Annotated in this window: 13 protein-coding genes; 6 read left to right on the top strand and 7 right to left on the bottom strand. The window is 58.8% G+C overall.

Going from position 1 to position 14,356, the window contains the following annotated elements:
- Window position 1 precedes the first annotated feature (1 nt).
- The 3 genes from BM352_RS07820 to BM352_RS07810 form a co-directional block, all read right to left on the bottom strand.
- Entirely contained in the window at window positions 2–1,627 is a 1,626-nt protein-coding gene (locus tag BM352_RS07820) for a TRAP transporter large permease (RefSeq protein ID WP_090214782.1), read from the bottom strand.
- Complete coding sequence (locus tag BM352_RS07815; RefSeq protein WP_245780939.1) at window positions 1,627–2,544, bottom strand: TRAP transporter small permease subunit; 918 nt, start codon at window positions 2,542–2,544, stop codon at window positions 1,627–1,629. Before BM352_RS07815 ends, BM352_RS07820 begins: the two co-directional genes overlap by 1 nt.
- 146 nt (window positions 2,545–2,690) lie before the next feature.
- Window positions 2,691–3,707, bottom strand: a complete 1,017-nt coding sequence (locus BM352_RS07810; protein ID WP_090214779.1) for a TRAP transporter substrate-binding protein — start codon at window positions 3,705–3,707, stop codon at window positions 2,691–2,693.
- Between the two features lie 256 nt (window positions 3,708–3,963).
- On the opposite strand from BM352_RS07810, the gene BM352_RS07805 reads away from it, so the two are divergent.
- Window positions 3,964–4,629: a GntR family transcriptional regulator gene (locus BM352_RS07805; RefSeq protein WP_245780938.1), complete on the top strand. Its 666-nt coding sequence runs from the start codon at window positions 3,964–3,966 to the stop codon at window positions 4,627–4,629.
- Between the two features lie 20 nt (window positions 4,630–4,649).
- Here BM352_RS07805 and denD read toward each other — a convergent pair whose 3' ends face one another.
- Window positions 4,650–5,621, bottom strand: a complete 972-nt coding sequence (denD, locus tag BM352_RS07800; RefSeq protein WP_090214776.1) for a D-erythronate dehydrogenase — start codon at window positions 5,619–5,621, stop codon at window positions 4,650–4,652.
- Complete coding sequence (locus BM352_RS07795; protein ID WP_090214772.1) at window positions 5,618–6,574, bottom strand: NAD(P)-dependent oxidoreductase; 957 nt, start codon at window positions 6,572–6,574, stop codon at window positions 5,618–5,620. The genes denD and BM352_RS07795 overlap by 4 nt, the downstream gene beginning before the upstream one ends.
- A gap of 97 nt (window positions 6,575–6,671) precedes the next feature.
- Between BM352_RS07795 and BM352_RS07790 the strand changes: the two genes are divergently transcribed.
- The 5 genes from BM352_RS07790 (at window position 6,672) to BM352_RS07770 (ending at window position 11,853) form a co-directional block, all read left to right on the top strand.
- On the top strand, window positions 6,672–7,421 hold the full coding sequence (locus tag BM352_RS07790) for an SDR family oxidoreductase (RefSeq protein ID WP_090214767.1): 750 nt from the start codon (window positions 6,672–6,674) through the stop codon (window positions 7,419–7,421).
- Window positions 7,422–7,505: 84 nt separating this feature from the next.
- Window positions 7,506–9,293 carry an IlvD/Edd family dehydratase gene (locus BM352_RS07785; protein WP_090214764.1) on the top strand — a complete coding sequence of 596 codons (1,788 nt, stop codon included), beginning with the start codon at window positions 7,506–7,508 and terminating at the stop codon, window positions 9,291–9,293.
- 12 nt (window positions 9,294–9,305) lie between these two features.
- Window positions 9,306–10,154 (top strand): fumarylacetoacetate hydrolase family protein, encoded by an 849-nt coding sequence (locus BM352_RS07780; RefSeq protein ID WP_090214761.1) that lies wholly within the window; start codon window positions 9,306–9,308, stop codon window positions 10,152–10,154.
- Window positions 10,151–11,107: a 2-hydroxyacid dehydrogenase gene (locus tag BM352_RS07775; protein ID WP_090214757.1), complete on the top strand. Its 957-nt coding sequence runs from the start codon at window positions 10,151–10,153 to the stop codon at window positions 11,105–11,107. Before BM352_RS07780 ends, BM352_RS07775 begins: the two co-directional genes overlap by 4 nt.
- Before the next feature lie 320 nt (window positions 11,108–11,427).
- Window positions 11,428–11,853, top strand: coding sequence for a cupredoxin domain-containing protein (locus BM352_RS07770; RefSeq protein ID WP_090214754.1), 426 nt, complete (start codon window positions 11,428–11,430; stop codon window positions 11,851–11,853).
- A gap of 78 nt (window positions 11,854–11,931) precedes the next feature.
- Here the strand turns inward: BM352_RS07770 and BM352_RS07765 are convergent, their stop codons facing one another.
- Together BM352_RS07765 and BM352_RS07760 are read right to left on the bottom strand one after the other, a co-directional pair.
- Window positions 11,932–12,591, bottom strand: coding sequence for an SOS response-associated peptidase (locus BM352_RS07765; protein ID WP_090214749.1), 660 nt, complete (start codon window positions 12,589–12,591; stop codon window positions 11,932–11,934).
- 52 nt (window positions 12,592–12,643) lie between these two features.
- Complete coding sequence (locus BM352_RS07760) at window positions 12,644–14,218, bottom strand: bifunctional metallophosphatase/5'-nucleotidase (protein WP_090214744.1); 1,575 nt, start codon at window positions 14,216–14,218, stop codon at window positions 12,644–12,646.
- Window positions 14,219–14,356: the final 138 nt, after the last annotated feature.

The following is a 14,356-nucleotide window of genomic DNA, read 5'->3' as shown; positions in this document are numbered from 1 at the left end:
CCTATGGCAGCAAGATCGAAACGATAGGCGGGTAGATCAGCAGCACAGACAGCGCCACCAACTGGATGCCAATGAAGGGCAGGAAGCCTTTGAAAATGTCTGTCAGCGAAATATGCGCCGGTGCCACCGATTTCAGATAGAACGCGGCGGGACCAAAGGGCGGTGACAAGAAGCTGACCTGCATGTTCATACAGAACACAACGCCGAACCAGATCGCTACATGGCGCGGGTTCAAATCGCCCAGCAGACCGATATCCTCGATCGGCAGGCGCTGCACGATGGGCAGGAACACCGGGATGATCAGCAGCACGATGCCGACCCAATCCATGAAGGCGCCCATGAACAGCAGGATCAGCATCATCAGCAAGATGATCCCCATGCTAGGAAGGTCAGAGCCGACCACGAGATCCGCCACGAAGACAGGGCCGCCCGCGATGGTGTAGGCCCCGGCGAGCGCCGCAGCACCGATGGTGACCCAGATAATTGTGCCGGTGGATTTCAGCGTCCGCATCAGCGAGTCCCAGACCAGATCAAACGATGCCTCACCACGGAAGGCGGACATGACCAGAACCGCAACGGCCCCCATTCCAGCAGCCTCGGTGATGCCGGTGATGCCCATGTAGATGGAGCCAAGCACCACGCCGATGATGATGATCGGTGGCACCAGCCCCTTGCCCATCTGCCAGCCCAAGCGCGACCGCTCGCGACCGAAAACGAAGTAGCTCAACAGCAGCGTCACGACCACGGCGCCGCCGAACCACGGGGCATAGTCCATCGTCCCGAAGCGGATATCGGCGCCAGTGTTCGAAGCGTTTTGGCCAGAGAACTCGAAAAACAGAACCCGCAGGAAAAAGAAGGTCGCAAAGCCCGACACCAGCCGCGACAGGAACGCGAGGAACAGCATGAGCTTTTCAACGCCTTGCGGCTCGCCCTCGTCGGGTTCTGGCAGAGGCGCGTCGTCCGGGTTCAGCTGCGTGCGAACAATGATATAGATGATGATGAAAGACGCCAGCATGAAGCCCGGCAAGAAGGACGCGGTGAACAGCGCTTTGATCGACGTCTCGGTGATCAGACCGTAGATGATGAGCACGATCGAAGGCGGGATCATGGTGCCCAGACAGCCAGAGGCACAGATCGTGCCGATGGCGAGGTTCTGGTTATAGCCCAAGCGCAGCATTTGCGGCAGCGCGATCAGGCCCAACAGCACAACTTCACCGCCGATGATACCGGACATCGCGGCCATAATAACGGCCATGATCGAGGTCACGATGGCGATGCCGCCCCGGGTGCGGTTCAACCAGACATTGAGCGAGGAATACATATCCTTCGCAATGCCGGAGCGTTCAAGCAGCGCCGCCATGAAGATAAACAGCGGGATGGATATGAGCACATAGTCCGTTAAGAGCCCGTATATCTTCTGCGCCAGAATGTTGAGTGGCCCAGACCCCGGCCTTCCGGTCAGAATCCCGTCGCCGAAGGTGAAGGGGTTGGACAGCAGCGTCGGCTCGAATTTCATCACCAGCACCAGCACGGCGAGGATGGCAGAGGCAAAGCCAAGCGGCATACCGATGGCCAGCAGGACCATCAGACCCAGCAGCAACACCATAGAGATTGTTCCGATATCCATTAGTCTTGCCCTGCCTTCGTTTGGGCCGCGCCCGATTGAATTGAGCCACGGGTGACGTCCATGTCGCCAACGCCCTCGACGCCAACGGCCTTTTTCAGCCGCTCAATTTCGTCTTGGTCGATGTCGTCGGCCGCAGAGTGCATGACCGGCTCTGCGTTCCAGTCCGAGATCAGATTGACGATTGCTTGCACGGCAACCAGCGACACCACGATCAAAACCGTCGGTTTCAATGTCGCGGGGATGGGCGGGTCAAAGGCAGTGCCGAAAGTCTCCCACCGCATAAACTTGGTGAACGCCTCGCCGTAACCGCCATAGACCAAGAAGAAGGCGAACGTGACGATCAAAGCGGTCGACACGACGTCGCAGACCCGTTGCACGAAGCGCGGCATCAGATCGTACAGCAGGAATATCCGGATGTGGCTGCGCTGCTGCATTGCATAAAGACCTGCGCACAAGAACACGAAGCCCGCCAGCCAAAGCGATAACTCGTTTGCCCAAAGCGTCGGCGCTTCGAACACGTAGCGCAGCACCACCTCGAACATCATCACCGAGGTGAGCAAGACCACCAGCATCATGGTCACCCGACCAATGAACACCGAGGAGCGGTCGGCGGCGCGCCAGCTTTGAAACTCCATCGGCGCGAGCCGCACCGTGCGCACCCCGAAGACAAACAGAATCGGCACCGCGATCAGCGCGACCCAATCGACGATGTCGGCATTTGGCGACAACGGCGTATGCATGTTGGGCGTCAGATCAAGCGAGGCATAGAGCGCGGAAAGCTGGTCGTTCGGGCCGCCGAAATCAAGGATGAAGACGGGCATGTGCCATGTCAGCCAAGCTGCCGCGGCAATAAACGCCAATGGCATGACCCACTCGATCATGCTGCCGGATTTCGGGTGTTCTGTCGCGTTGCTCATCTGCCCCCCTTATCGGTCTTTGAAACCTACCTCCTTGCCACGCCGTCTGGATGGCGCGGATTGGAGACTTTGATTGTAATGATCAAACGTCAGACCAAAATGTGAGGGAGGCCGCGGCAGGCGCGACCTCCCCCAAGGTTTTGGTCTTACTTGGACACGAGGCCCAGTTGGGTCAGATAACCCAAGTGGCTTTCAACCAGAGCCTTGGCTTCAGGTGTGGTTGCGAACTCAGGCCATGTTGCTTGTGCCGCTGCACGGAACTCAGCCATGTCTTCATCACCCCAACGCGACAGGGTCACGCCATTGGCACGAAGCTCGGCTGCGGATTCTGCGTTCAGCTTTTCGAAGGTCAGCGCGGTGCGCAGAGCCAGCGACTCCATTGCAACTTTCATGATCCGCTGATGAGCTTCTGGCATTGCGTCGAACACTGCTTTGTTACATGCGAGGTGATCCGACGGCATCGAGTGGAAGCCAGGGAAGTTGGCATATTTGGCGATGTCATACAGGCCCATCGACTTGTTGTTTGCCAAACCGGAGGCGTCAGCACCGTCAATGATGCCGGTTTCCAGCGCGGTAAAGATCTCGGTGAAGTCCATCACGATCGGCGATGCACCCAGCTTTTCGAAGATCTTAGTTTCCATGCCGGGAGGCGAACGGAACTTCCAGTTCTTGAAGTCCGCAACCTTGGCGATTGGCTTGGTCGACGCAAAGCTCTCCTGACCGTAAACCCACCAGCCAATCAGCTCCATGTCATACTTGTTGTAGAGCTGGGCCGCGGCTTCCAGACCGCCGCCATAATACAACCAAGACAGCTGCTGGTACGGCGTGTCGTAGCCGCCCATGATGTCGCCCACGAATTGGAACGCAGGGTTCTTACCAGTCTGGTAGCCGCCGCCAGTCATGTCGCAATCCAGAATGCCGGATGCGGCCGCGTCGAAGGTTTCAACCGATTTCACAACGGATGACGCGTAGAACATCTCTACGGAGATTTCGCCGCCGGACATTGCTTGAATGTTTTCCACATACTCTGTTGCCAGCTTGCCGGAGATTGATTCAGGCGCGTAGTGCGTTTGGATGCGCAGATTGGTGGTTTGAGCCATCGCGCCAGTTGTCAACAATGCGACAGCCGCGGCAGAGCCCGCGGCGGATTTCAGAAACTTCATGGTGTCCTCCCAGACGAATTTTTATCGTTTTCGCGTTTTGCGCCAGATGCGGTTGCCCGTCGAACTGACCGTGCGTCCGAAGAGCCTAGCAACCGAATCTAAAGCTGCCAACAAATAATCTATTTTTTTCATAATTTTGAAATTCCTTTGCAATCTCAAAATTTTGCGTGGTAGCTAATCCGACAGCTCAAATCGCGCCTATCGCGCTTGCCCTAGCTAAATCGCACCGGACCAGCCCACCAAGAGGAACCGATCAATGTCGAATGCCGTGACCGCCTCGAAGATGGAAACGCCTGAAATCTATGCCGATCTTCACAGGAAACTGGTCACTGCGCAGTTCGATCATGGCGAAAAGCTGAAGCCCGAGGACCTGCGCCAGACCTATGGCTGTTCGGCAAATACGATTCGAGAAGTGCTGTTTCGCCTATCCACCGTCGGCTTGGTTTCTTTCGAGGAACAGCGAGGCTTTCGCGCGCGCAGCACCTCGCGCGAACGGCAGCATGACCTGACCCAGTTCCGAATCCTCTTGGAACAGGAAGGCGTCAGCCTGTCGATCAAACATGGCGATATCGAGTGGGAAGCGCGTCTGTCCGCCGCGCATCACAAACTTAGTCATATCGAGTCAGAAGTCCGACGGACCGGCACCGTCGAGCGGTTGCTGCCTCTCTGGTCCAACGCCGAATGGGAATTTCACGACACGCTGATTTCGGCGTGCAACTCCCCCCTGCTCCGGGAAACCTACAAGACAATCTACGACCAATTCCGCCAGCAGCTGGTGTCGCGGGTCACCAATTACGGCTACTACCCAGACAACATCGAAGAGCACCAATCGATACTGGAAGCCGCACTGGCGCGCGATGAAGCGCTGTGCCGACAGCACATCCACGACCACCTTGCCCGCAACATGATTTCGGACCGCTAGGACCGATTAGGCGCGACGGGTCAGGTGGGGCGGTTCAAGTCATCGTCCAGATAGACCTGAATGATTTCCTTGAAGCTGCTTTCGGCCTTGAAGCCCAGCGCCAGCGCGCGCTCGGGTTCAAAATTTCGTGGCCAGCCTTCGACGATTTTCTGGATCACCGGATCGGGCTTTGGCTTAATCAGCTTCACCACATCATTGCCCGCGAGTTCCCGCAGCGCTTCGATCTGTTCAGCCACGGTGCAACTGACGCCTGGCAGATTCAAGGCGCGACGCCCTTCCAGCCGATCGGTGTCGAGCGTCGCGGCATGGGTCAGGAACCCAGTGGCAGAACGCGGACTGGCGTGCCAGTGGCGGGTCGTGTCGGCGACAGGCAAAAGCGCCTCCTGCCCGTTCAGCGGTTCGCGAATGATGCCCGAGAAAAATGACGATGCCGCAGCATTCGGCTTGCCGGGCCGCACGCAGATCGTGGGAAGGCGGATGGAAATGCCGTCGACAAACCCCTTGCGCGAAAAGTCGGAGATCATCGTCTCGCAGATCGACTTTTGCGCCCCATAGCTGGTTTGCGGCGCGGACAGGAAGGTGTCGCTGATCTTGTCGGGATACGGCCCGCCGAACACGGCGATGGACGAGGTGAAGACAATGCGCGGGCGATAGCTTGGGTCCGCCTCATGCTCGGCCCGTAGGGCTTCGAGCAAAGCCCAAGTCGGGTGCATGTTGACCGCCCAGCCTTTTGCGAAATCCGCCTCTGCCTCGCCCGACACGATGGACGCAAGGTGGAAAATCACGTCAGGCTTCGTTTTGGCCAATGCCTCTGGCGTGCCTGCATCGGCGATAGACCCATTGATCTGCTCGGCACCTGCAATCGGGGCCGGTGGGAAGGCGATGTCATGCAGGGTCAGCTTGACCTGCTGGCCGTCCAGCCCATGCACCGCGATGTGGCGGGCCAGCTTTTGGCCGACCATGCCACCGCCACCAAGGATGAGGGCCCTCATGCGTCCATCCCGTTGCGTTTTAAGAGTTCAAGGTAGAGGCCGGAATGGTCCTTGTCGGCGCCATCCATGTTCTCGACGAAATCAGCAAAGCGGTCGCGGGTCATCTCGGCCACCGGAAGCGTCAGGCCAAGCTGGCCGGATTCGTTGAGCAGATTGTCGAGGTCCTTGAGTTGGAACTTGGACAGCCCGCCGGGGACGAAGTTGCCTTCGGTCATCCGCTCGCCATGCTGTTGCAGGATGGTGCTGTCGGCGAAACCGCCCTTGAGGGCCGCGCGCACGGCGGCGGGATCGGCCCCGCCTTTCTGGACCAGCAACATGGCTTCGGCGACCGCGGCGATGGTCACTGCAACGATCGCTTGGTTTGCAAGCTTGGACAGTTGGCCGGAGCCTGTCGGGCCGACATGGACCGGACGGCCCATGGCTTCCAGAACGGGGGTCGCATGGGCAAAGGCGTCAGCCTCCCCGCCCGCCATGATGGCAAGAGTCGCGGCCTCCGCCCCCTTGGTGCCGCCGGACACGGGCGCGTCGAGATGGGCAAAGCCCAGCCCCGCCAGATGCGCGGCCTGCGCGCGAGCCTCTTCCGGCTTGGCCGAAGACATGTCGATCCACAGCGCGCCGGGCTTCATGGCGCCAGTCACTTCGGCGTCTGTAACCAGCCCGCCTACCACAACGCCGTCGGCCAGCATGGAGATGACAATATCTGCGCCCGCCACAGCGTCAGCCACGGTATCATGCACTGTCGCGCCGACGGCGGCCAAAGGCTCTGCCTTGCTGCGCGAGCGGTTCCAGACGGCCAGAGGGAAGCCGACTTTAGCGATATTGCGCGCCATGTGAGCGCCCATAAGGCCCGTCCCGAGCAGCGCGATTTTGTGGTCTGGCATTGATGTCCCCGTCCAAGCTTGGATTACGTGTTTGCGATAACAGTAGGCCAAGCCTTTGAGCGTGAAAAGCATTGAAGCGGGTTAATTTTGGTTCTAGGCATTGGCGGGTGAAGCCTCCGGTCTGCCGAAGAAGCGGCTTCAGAGATTACCATTTCAGGGGGGAATTTAATTGGGACATCAACGGCTTGCTGGAAAACGCGCAATTGTCACGGCGGCAGCGCAGGGGATCGGGCGTGCGTCGGCCTTGGCGATGGCAAATGAAGGCGCGACGGTATTTGCAACCGATATTAATGCCGACGCCCTAGCTGATTTGAACCACGACAATATCGAAACCTTCGTGCTGAATGTGCGCGATGTGCAGTCGGTCAAGGACGGGATTGCGCGGGCACAGCCGGACGTCTTGTTCAACTGCGCGGGCTTCGTGCATCACGGCACGGCGCTGGACGCCACTGACGAGGACTGGGACTTCGCCTTTGACCTGAATGTGCGGTCCATGTGGCGGATGATGAAGGCCGCCCTTCCGGGGATGCTGGAGCGCGGCGGCGGCTCGATTGTTAATATGTCGAGCGCCTGTTCGAGCGTCATTGGCGCGCCCAACCGGTTCATCTACGGCACCACCAAAGCGGCTGTCATCGGGATGACGAAATCCGTGGCGCTGGACTACATCAAGCAAGGAATTCGATGTAACTGCATCTGTCCCGGCACTGTGGAGAGCCCCAGCTGGCATGACCGCGTGAAGGCCTTGGGCGAGCAGGTTGGCAGCTACGAGGAAGCCAAGAAGCAGTTTGTGGAGCGCCAGCCTATGGGCCGCGTTGCGACCGCGGACGAGATTGCGGCCCTGGTGGTCTATCTTGCGAGCGACGAGAGCGGATTTACCACGGGCCAACCTCATGTCATCGACGGAGGGTGGTCCGGCTGACGTCGGATTTTCGAGTATTTTAGACCAAATGGAAACAGGGGTACCGTCCAAGGCGGGCCGCGTTAACCTTAACGGGATTTGAAGATGGCCGAGAAGACAAAGCTGAGATCTCAGCAATGGTTCAACAACCCTGACAACCAAGAGATGACCGCGCTGTATCTGGAGCGGTATCTGAATTACGGGCTGACCCGTGAAGAGTTGCAATCGGGCAAACCGATTATCGGGATTGCTCAGACAGGGTCTGATCTGTCTCCGTGCAACCGCCACCATATCGAGCTGACCAAACGAGTGCGCGACGGGGTGATCGCGGCGGGTGGCACGGTGATTGAAATTCCCGTTCATCCAATTCAGGAAACCGGCAAGCGGCCCACCGCGATGCTGGACCGGAACCTGGCATATCTGTCTTTGGTGGAGACGCTGTTTGGCTACCCGATTGACGGCGTGGTTCTGAATATCGGCTGCGACAAGACGACCCCAGCCTTGCTGATGGCGGCAGCGACCGTGAACATTCCGGCGATCGCCCTGAGTGTCGGACCGATGCTGAATGGCTGGTTCAAGGGCGAACGGACCGGATCGGGCACCATCGTGTGGAAAGCGCGCGAGATGCAGGCGGCGGGCGAGATTGATGATGACGGGTTCATGGATCTGGTTGCGTCCTCGACCCCGTCAGTCGGCTATTGCAACACCATGGGAACCGCGACCACGATGAACTCCTTGGCGGAGGCGTTGGGGATGCAACTTCCGGGTGCTGCGGCGATTCCTGCGCCCTATCGCGAACGCGGGCAGATTAGCTACCACACCGGCCAGCGCATTGTGGAAATGGTGCACGAAGACTTAAGACCCTCTGACATCATGACCCGAGAAGCCTTTGAAAACGCTATTGTTATCAATTCGGCCATTGGCGGATCAACGAACGCGCCGATCCATTTGAACGGGGTGGCAAAACACTTAGGCATAGAGCTAACAAACGATGACTGGCAGGGCATCGGCCACAAGGTGCCATTGCTCGTGAACCTGCAACCGGCGGGCAAATATCTGGGCGAGGATTACCACCGCGCGGGGGGCGTGCCTGCGGTGATTGGTGAGTTGCTGAAGGCGGGTTTGTTGCCTCATCCGGACGCGGTCACCGCCAATGGCAAGACCATGGCCGAGAACTGCGACGGGGTTCTGACGGGCAATGACGACGTGATCTATTCGATCGACGCGCCGATGTTGAAGGATGCAGGCTTCATCAACCTGAAGGGCAACTTGTTCGATTCAGCTATCATGAAGACCAGCGTGATTTCCGCGGAGTTTCGCGAGCGCTATCTGTCCAACCCCGACGACCCTGAGGCCTTTGAGGGCCGCGCAATAGTGTTCGACGGACCAGAGGACTTCCACAAAAAGATCGACGACGAAAGTCTTGCGATTGACGAGCACTGTGTCCTGATTATGCGTGGCGCGGGGCCGAAGGGCTATCCGGGCGGCGCTGAGGTGGTGAACATGCGGCCGCCCTCTTACCTGCTGAAGAAGGGCATCCACGCGCTGCCTTGTGTTGGCGATGGGCGACAGTCAGGGACCTCGGGTTCCCCCTCGATCCTGAATGCCTCGCCCGAAGCGGCAGATGGCGGCGGGCTGGCTTTGGTAGCTACAGGGGATCGCGTGCGGATCGACTTGCGCAAGTGCACTGCCAACATGCTGGTGGACGACGCCGAACTGAAAACACGGGCCGAAAAACTTGTGAACGGCTCTATCGAGGTGCCGGACAGCCAGACGCCTTGGCAGGAAATCTTCCGTGCCATGGTGCGTCCGTTCTCGGAAGGGATGACGCTGGAAGGCGCCACGAAATACCAAGACATTGCGCGGAAATATATGCCGCGCGACAACCACTAGGGAGAAGATGAGATGAAACTTGTAAGGTACGGTGACAAGGGCGCGGAAAAGCCCGGGATGATCGACGCGGGTGGAGCGCTGCGCGATCTGAGCGCGCATGTGAAGGACATCGACGGTGTCCATCTGAGTGACGCGACGCTGGCGAAACTGAAAGGGTTGAACCCAGAGGATTTGCCCAAAGTGGACGGCACGCCGCGGCTTGGGGCCTGCGTTGGCAGCATTGGCAAGTTCTTGTGCATCGGGCTGAATTACTCGGACCATGCGGCTGAAACCGGCGCGGCGATCCCTGAGCATCCTATCTTGTTCTTCAAGGCGAACTCGGCCGTTGTGGGGCCCAATGACGATGTGATGATGCCACGCGGCTCGACCCATACGGATTGGGAAGTCGAGCTTGGTGTGGTGATCGGCAAAGAGGCCAAATACGTCTCCGAGGCGGACGCGCTGGATTATGTGGCGGGCTACTGCGTCATCAATGATGTGTCGGAGCGGCATTTCCAGACACAGCTGACCGGCCAATGGACCAAGGGCAAATCCTGCGACACCTTCGGGCCAACAGGGCCGTGGCTTGTGACCAAGGACGAAGTAGGTGACGTGCAGAACCTTGCCATGTCACTGGATGTCAACGGCAAGCGCATGCAGACCGGCAACACGAATACGATGATCTTCACCGTGGCGCAGATCATTGAGCATCTGTCTGGTCTGATGACCCTGCATCCGGGCGACGTGATCACCACTGGCACCCCTCCGGGTGTTGGCATGGGGATCAAGCCGGAGCCGGTTTATCTTAAGAAGGGCGACGTGATGGAACTGACCATCGAAGGTCTTGGCACACAGCGTCAGACCGTGGGTCAGGACGCATGAGCAATCCGAGCCTTTTGATGATCGGCGGCGCGACAGACGAGATGTTGTCGCGCCTGACGCCTGAGTTCACCATTCACAAGCTGTCGGAAATCTCCGACTTGAATGCCTGGGCTGCCGAGCACGGCGCGTCGGTCGAGGCGGTGATGACCAATGGACATGACGGGGTGTCGCCCGAGATTATGGCTGCATTGCCCAACCTGAAGGTCGTATCTGGCTATGGCGTGGGCTACGACGCCGTGGATACGGACGCCTGCGTCGCGCGCGGCATCAAAGTGTCCCATACCCCGAATGTACTGAACGGGGAGGTGGCGAATACCACGCTGTTGCTCCTGCTCGCGGGTCTGCGCAACTTCCGCCATGACGAAGCATGGGCGCGGTCGGGAGATTGGGAATCCAAGGGAAGCGCGCCGCTGTCCACCTCGCCTGATGGCAAGACCATCGGCATTTTGGGGCTGGGACGCATCGGCCAAGAAATCGCCGACCGCTTGGCGATCTTCAACCCGACCATTGTGTATCACACGCGAAGCAAGAAAGACGTGCCCTATACCTATTATGGCGATTTGGTAGACATGGCGAAAGCCTGCGACGTGCTGGTCTGCATCACGCCAGGCGGGCCATCGACCAATAAGATCGTGAACAAAGAGGTGTTGGAGGCCCTGGGACCGAAGGGGATGTTGATCAACGTTTCGCGCGGCTCTGTCGTGGATGAGGATGCTTTGATCGTGGCACTGGAAAGCGGCAAGTTGGGGCTGGCCGGTTTGGACGTGTTCGAGCGTGAGCCACATATCCCTGACGCGTTGAAGGCGTCCGACCGCACGGTGTTGTTACCCCATGTAGGCTCCGGCACGCACGAGACCCGCGCCGCGATGGGCGCGTTGACGGTGGACAACCTTCTGCAATGGAAAACGGACGGTTCGGTAAAGACCCCTGTGCCGGAATGTGCGCATCTCTAAACGAAAAGCTCGAAGCCGGTCGCGCGCAACGCTGTGCTGTTGGCTTCGAGGGATCTGAATAGATGATCGCGCTATGGTCTTCTGACACCTCAGCAGCGTCTGGCAGGGCATCATGGCTGGAATATGGCGACGCGGATTAGGCACATCTGGCGCAAACCCCTTATAGCCTTGAAAAAATTGGGTTTGTTCTCGATTTGGCAACGCGCTGTTTCCATATCAGAGCCCTAATGCCCCAGAAATGCCCCATTCTTTTAGCATTAACTTTCTCTAGATATTTGGCGTGAGTTGCGCCGCATAGTAACCCGTGAGGACTTTGAACCATGCGTAAATTTGTACTGAGCTGCGCTGCATGCGCGGTCGCAATAACCGCCGGCGTCGCCGGTGCAACCGGAATTGAAGACGACGAAACCTTGGGTATCGGCGATCAGATGGCCGAGCGCCGCGTTGACATCAAGGGTGGCGTGTTCTTTCCTCCGATGATCTTGGCTGGCGCAGGTGAAACCATCATCATCCGCAACCAAGAGGACGAAGTTCACGACGCCACTGCCTTGGACGGAAGCTGGACCACTGGCCCGATCCAACCAGGCGCGCTGGCGGAAGTGACTGTGAGCGCCGACATGGTGCTGTGCTTCAAATCCACCACCAACGAAGAATACAAGGGCGCGTTTGGCTCCCCTGAGACCGGCGAAGCGCCAGAGTGCTTCGAGCTGTCCGGTGCTGGTGACGGCGACACCGCAGTCAACTAAGAGCACTGTCTGAGACAATTTTGAAGGCCCTGCCGAAACCGGCGGGGCCTTTTGCTTTGCGCAGTCGCAGCTGAACGGTCAGATAGGCTCGATCAGTTCCGGCCCTGAGGCGCGGTTTGAATTGACCGCTTTGTCCACGCGGTGGAAGGTCAAGCGGTCTTCGGGAGCGGCTTTCATCAAGGTCGCCGCGCCGCGGCCTTCTTCACCAAGCCAGAGCGCCCAGTCTTCTGGCGCCAGTGTTACCGGCTCGCGGTGATGGATCGCCTGCATTTTCTTGGAAGCGGGCGTGGTGACGATGGCGCAGGTCGTATGCTCCTCCTCCCCCATTTGCCAATGCTGCCAAATGCCCGCGAAGACCAGCGGCTCGTCTTGGACGGGGTGGATATACCACGGCAAGCGCTGGTCGTCGGCGTCCTTTGTCCATTCGTAAAAGCCGGTGGCAGGGATCAGGCAGCGCCGTTCCCGAACCGCCGCGCGGAAAGCGGGCTTTTCGGCAATGGTTTCGCCCCGCGCGTTGATCAGCAGCGGACCGTCGGAGGGTGATTTGTACCAATGCGGGATAAACCCCCAGCGAAACGCCACCAAACGCCGCGCCCCCTGAGAGGACGTGACCGCGCAGACCTGATTTGTGGGGCAGATATTGTAGTTTGGAAGATTGGGCAGATCGTTCCCGACGGTGGCCCCGAACAGACGGACCATCGCTTGGGCAGGTGTGGTGAAGCAGTAGCGTCCGCACATAATCGCGCAAATCGGACCGCGCGAGGAAGAGTCCCCGCGCGGCCTGACTAAGTTACTTCTTCACGATGCGGCCGTCGAGGTAAGGCGAGACCGGACCTTTTTCGGCCATGTATTCGGCTACGACGTCGGCCAGATCGGGGCCAAAGTCATACACGTTGTCCGCGTCGACGAACATCTTGAAGCCGTCGCCGCCACCGCGCACGAAGTTGTTTGAGACCACTTTATAGGTCTTGGCTGGGTCGATCGGCACGAATGTGTCGCCTTCCATCACCACCACATCCTGAATGCGGCCTTCATTTGGCGCGACCGACGGATCCCAGCTGAACTGAAGCCCAGCCACTTGTGGGAAACGACCTGCGACCTCTTCCACCTGGCTCACACCGTTTTCCAGCGCGTCGATCACCGTCTGGCCGGAGATTTCAAACGTGGACAGGGTGTTTTGGAACGGAAGCACAGTCAGCACTTCGCCCATGGTCACTTCGCCCGCATCGATGGAGGCACGGATGCCGCCGGAGTTGGCGATGGCAATGCTGACGCCCTGCCCCTTTACGCGCTCCAGCATGGCGTCGGCGATCAGGTTGCCCATAGAGCATTCCTCGACGCGGCAGACATCACGGTCACCGATCAATGCTTCGGCGGCTTCAGCCACCACCTCGTTGCGGATTTCATCCAGCGGTTTTGCCAACTCAGAAACGCGCGACAGAATGGTCGCATCTTCGGCCACCTGACCGTCGATCAGCAGCGGCTCACCCTTGGCTTCGGTGATCTTGCCGTCGTCGTCGAAAGTGACGTTCAGCTCACCCAAGAACTTGCCATAGGCATAGGCCTGCACGATGGCCGTATCGTTGACCATCACCGGATAGACGTCCACAGCCCGTTCCTGAGTGTTGGACAGCAACGTGTTGGAGTGGCCGCCGACGATGACGTCAACGCCGGTGGTGTTGGCGGCAACCAGCTTATCGACGACGAAGCCGGAGTGGCTGAGCACGATGATTTTGTTGACGCCTTCGGCGGTGAGTTTGTCGACCTCACCCTGCACCGCTTCGGACGGGTCAGTGAAGATAATGTTCTTGCCGGGCGACGCCAGATCAGGCGTGTCCTGCGGGGTCAGGCCGATCAGGCCGATCTTTTCGCCGCCACGTTCAATGGTGGTGGATTTCATCAGTTTGCCCGCCAGTGCAGGCTCACCAGAGACATCCGCGTTGGACATCAGAATAGGAAAGCCCACCGAATCCATGAATCCAGCCAGCACTTCCGGGCCGTCGTCAAATTCGTGGTTGCCGACGGTCATGCCGTCATATTGCAGGCCGTTCATCATTTCGGCCGCGACCTTGCCCTTATAATAGGTGTAGAACAGCGTGCCTTGGAACTGGTCGCCGCCATCCACGAGGATGGAATTGTTGGTGCGCGAACGTGCGTCTTTCACGGCATTGACCAGACGCGCCCAGCCCCCGAAGCATTTGCCTTCGGTGTTGTCCTCGGCGGAGCAGCCCGAATCGTACTTGCTGATCGGCTCGAACCGCGCGTGGAAATCGTTGGTGTGCAGGATCGTCAAAGAGTAGTCGGCTGCGGCGATCCCTGATGTCAGGGTCAAAGCGGCAGCACTGGTGAGAAGGGTCTTAAGCATTTGGATGGTCCCCCAATTGGATATCTGAGAACAGAGTGGCGCTATTGATGCGCGGAGTCAAAGCCCTGTCGCTGGGTCGCGTAACGTCACCTTATGACAGGCGTATGACTTGACCAAAACTTGGGCAACGGGCATGTG

The sequence above is a fragment of the Litoreibacter janthinus genome (assembly GCF_900111945.1).
Lineage (GTDB): Bacteria > Pseudomonadota > Alphaproteobacteria > Rhodobacterales > Rhodobacteraceae > Litoreibacter > Litoreibacter janthinus.
Note: the sequence above shows the minus strand (reverse complement) of the source record. Positions and strands in the feature narration are given on the sequence as shown.

What these genes read in the sequence shown, in the direction of transcription:
- BM352_RS07785 (WP_090214764.1), top strand. Translation starts at nt 7,506, where the DNA reads ATGGCCGAGAAGACAAAGCTGAGATCTCAGCAATGGTTCAACAACCCT.
- BM352_RS07805 (WP_245780938.1), top strand. Translation starts at nt 3,964, where the DNA reads ATGTCGAATGCCGTGACCGCCTCGAAGATGGAAACGCCTGAAATCTAT.
- denD (WP_090214776.1), bottom strand. Translation starts at nt 5,621, where the DNA reads ATGAGGGCCCTCATCCTTGGTGGCGGTGGCATGGTCGGCCAAAAGCTG.
- BM352_RS07820 (WP_090214782.1), bottom strand. Translation starts at nt 1,627, where the DNA reads ATGGATATCGGAACAATCTCTATGGTGTTGCTGCTGGGTCTGATGGTC.
- BM352_RS07770 (WP_090214754.1), top strand. Translation starts at nt 11,428, where the DNA reads ATGCGTAAATTTGTACTGAGCTGCGCTGCATGCGCGGTCGCAATAACC.
- BM352_RS07765 (WP_090214749.1), bottom strand. Translation starts at nt 12,591, where the DNA reads ATGTGCGGACGCTACTGCTTCACCACACCTGCCCAAGCGATGGTCCGT.
- BM352_RS07795 (WP_090214772.1), bottom strand. Translation starts at nt 6,574, where the DNA reads ATGCTTTTCACGCTCAAAGGCTTGGCCTACTGTTATCGCAAACACGTA.
- BM352_RS07760 (WP_090214744.1), bottom strand. Translation starts at nt 14,218, where the DNA reads ATGCTTAAGACCCTTCTCACCAGTGCTGCCGCTTTGACCCTGACATCA.
- BM352_RS07780 (WP_090214761.1), top strand. Translation starts at nt 9,306, where the DNA reads ATGAAACTTGTAAGGTACGGTGACAAGGGCGCGGAAAAGCCCGGGATG.
- BM352_RS07815 (WP_245780939.1), bottom strand. Translation starts at nt 2,544, where the DNA reads ATGAGCAACGCGACAGAACACCCGAAATCCGGCAGCATGATCGAGTGG.
- BM352_RS07810 (WP_090214779.1), bottom strand. Translation starts at nt 3,707, where the DNA reads ATGAAGTTTCTGAAATCCGCCGCGGGCTCTGCCGCGGCTGTCGCATTG.
- BM352_RS07775 (WP_090214757.1), top strand. Translation starts at nt 10,151, where the DNA reads ATGAGCAATCCGAGCCTTTTGATGATCGGCGGCGCGACAGACGAGATG.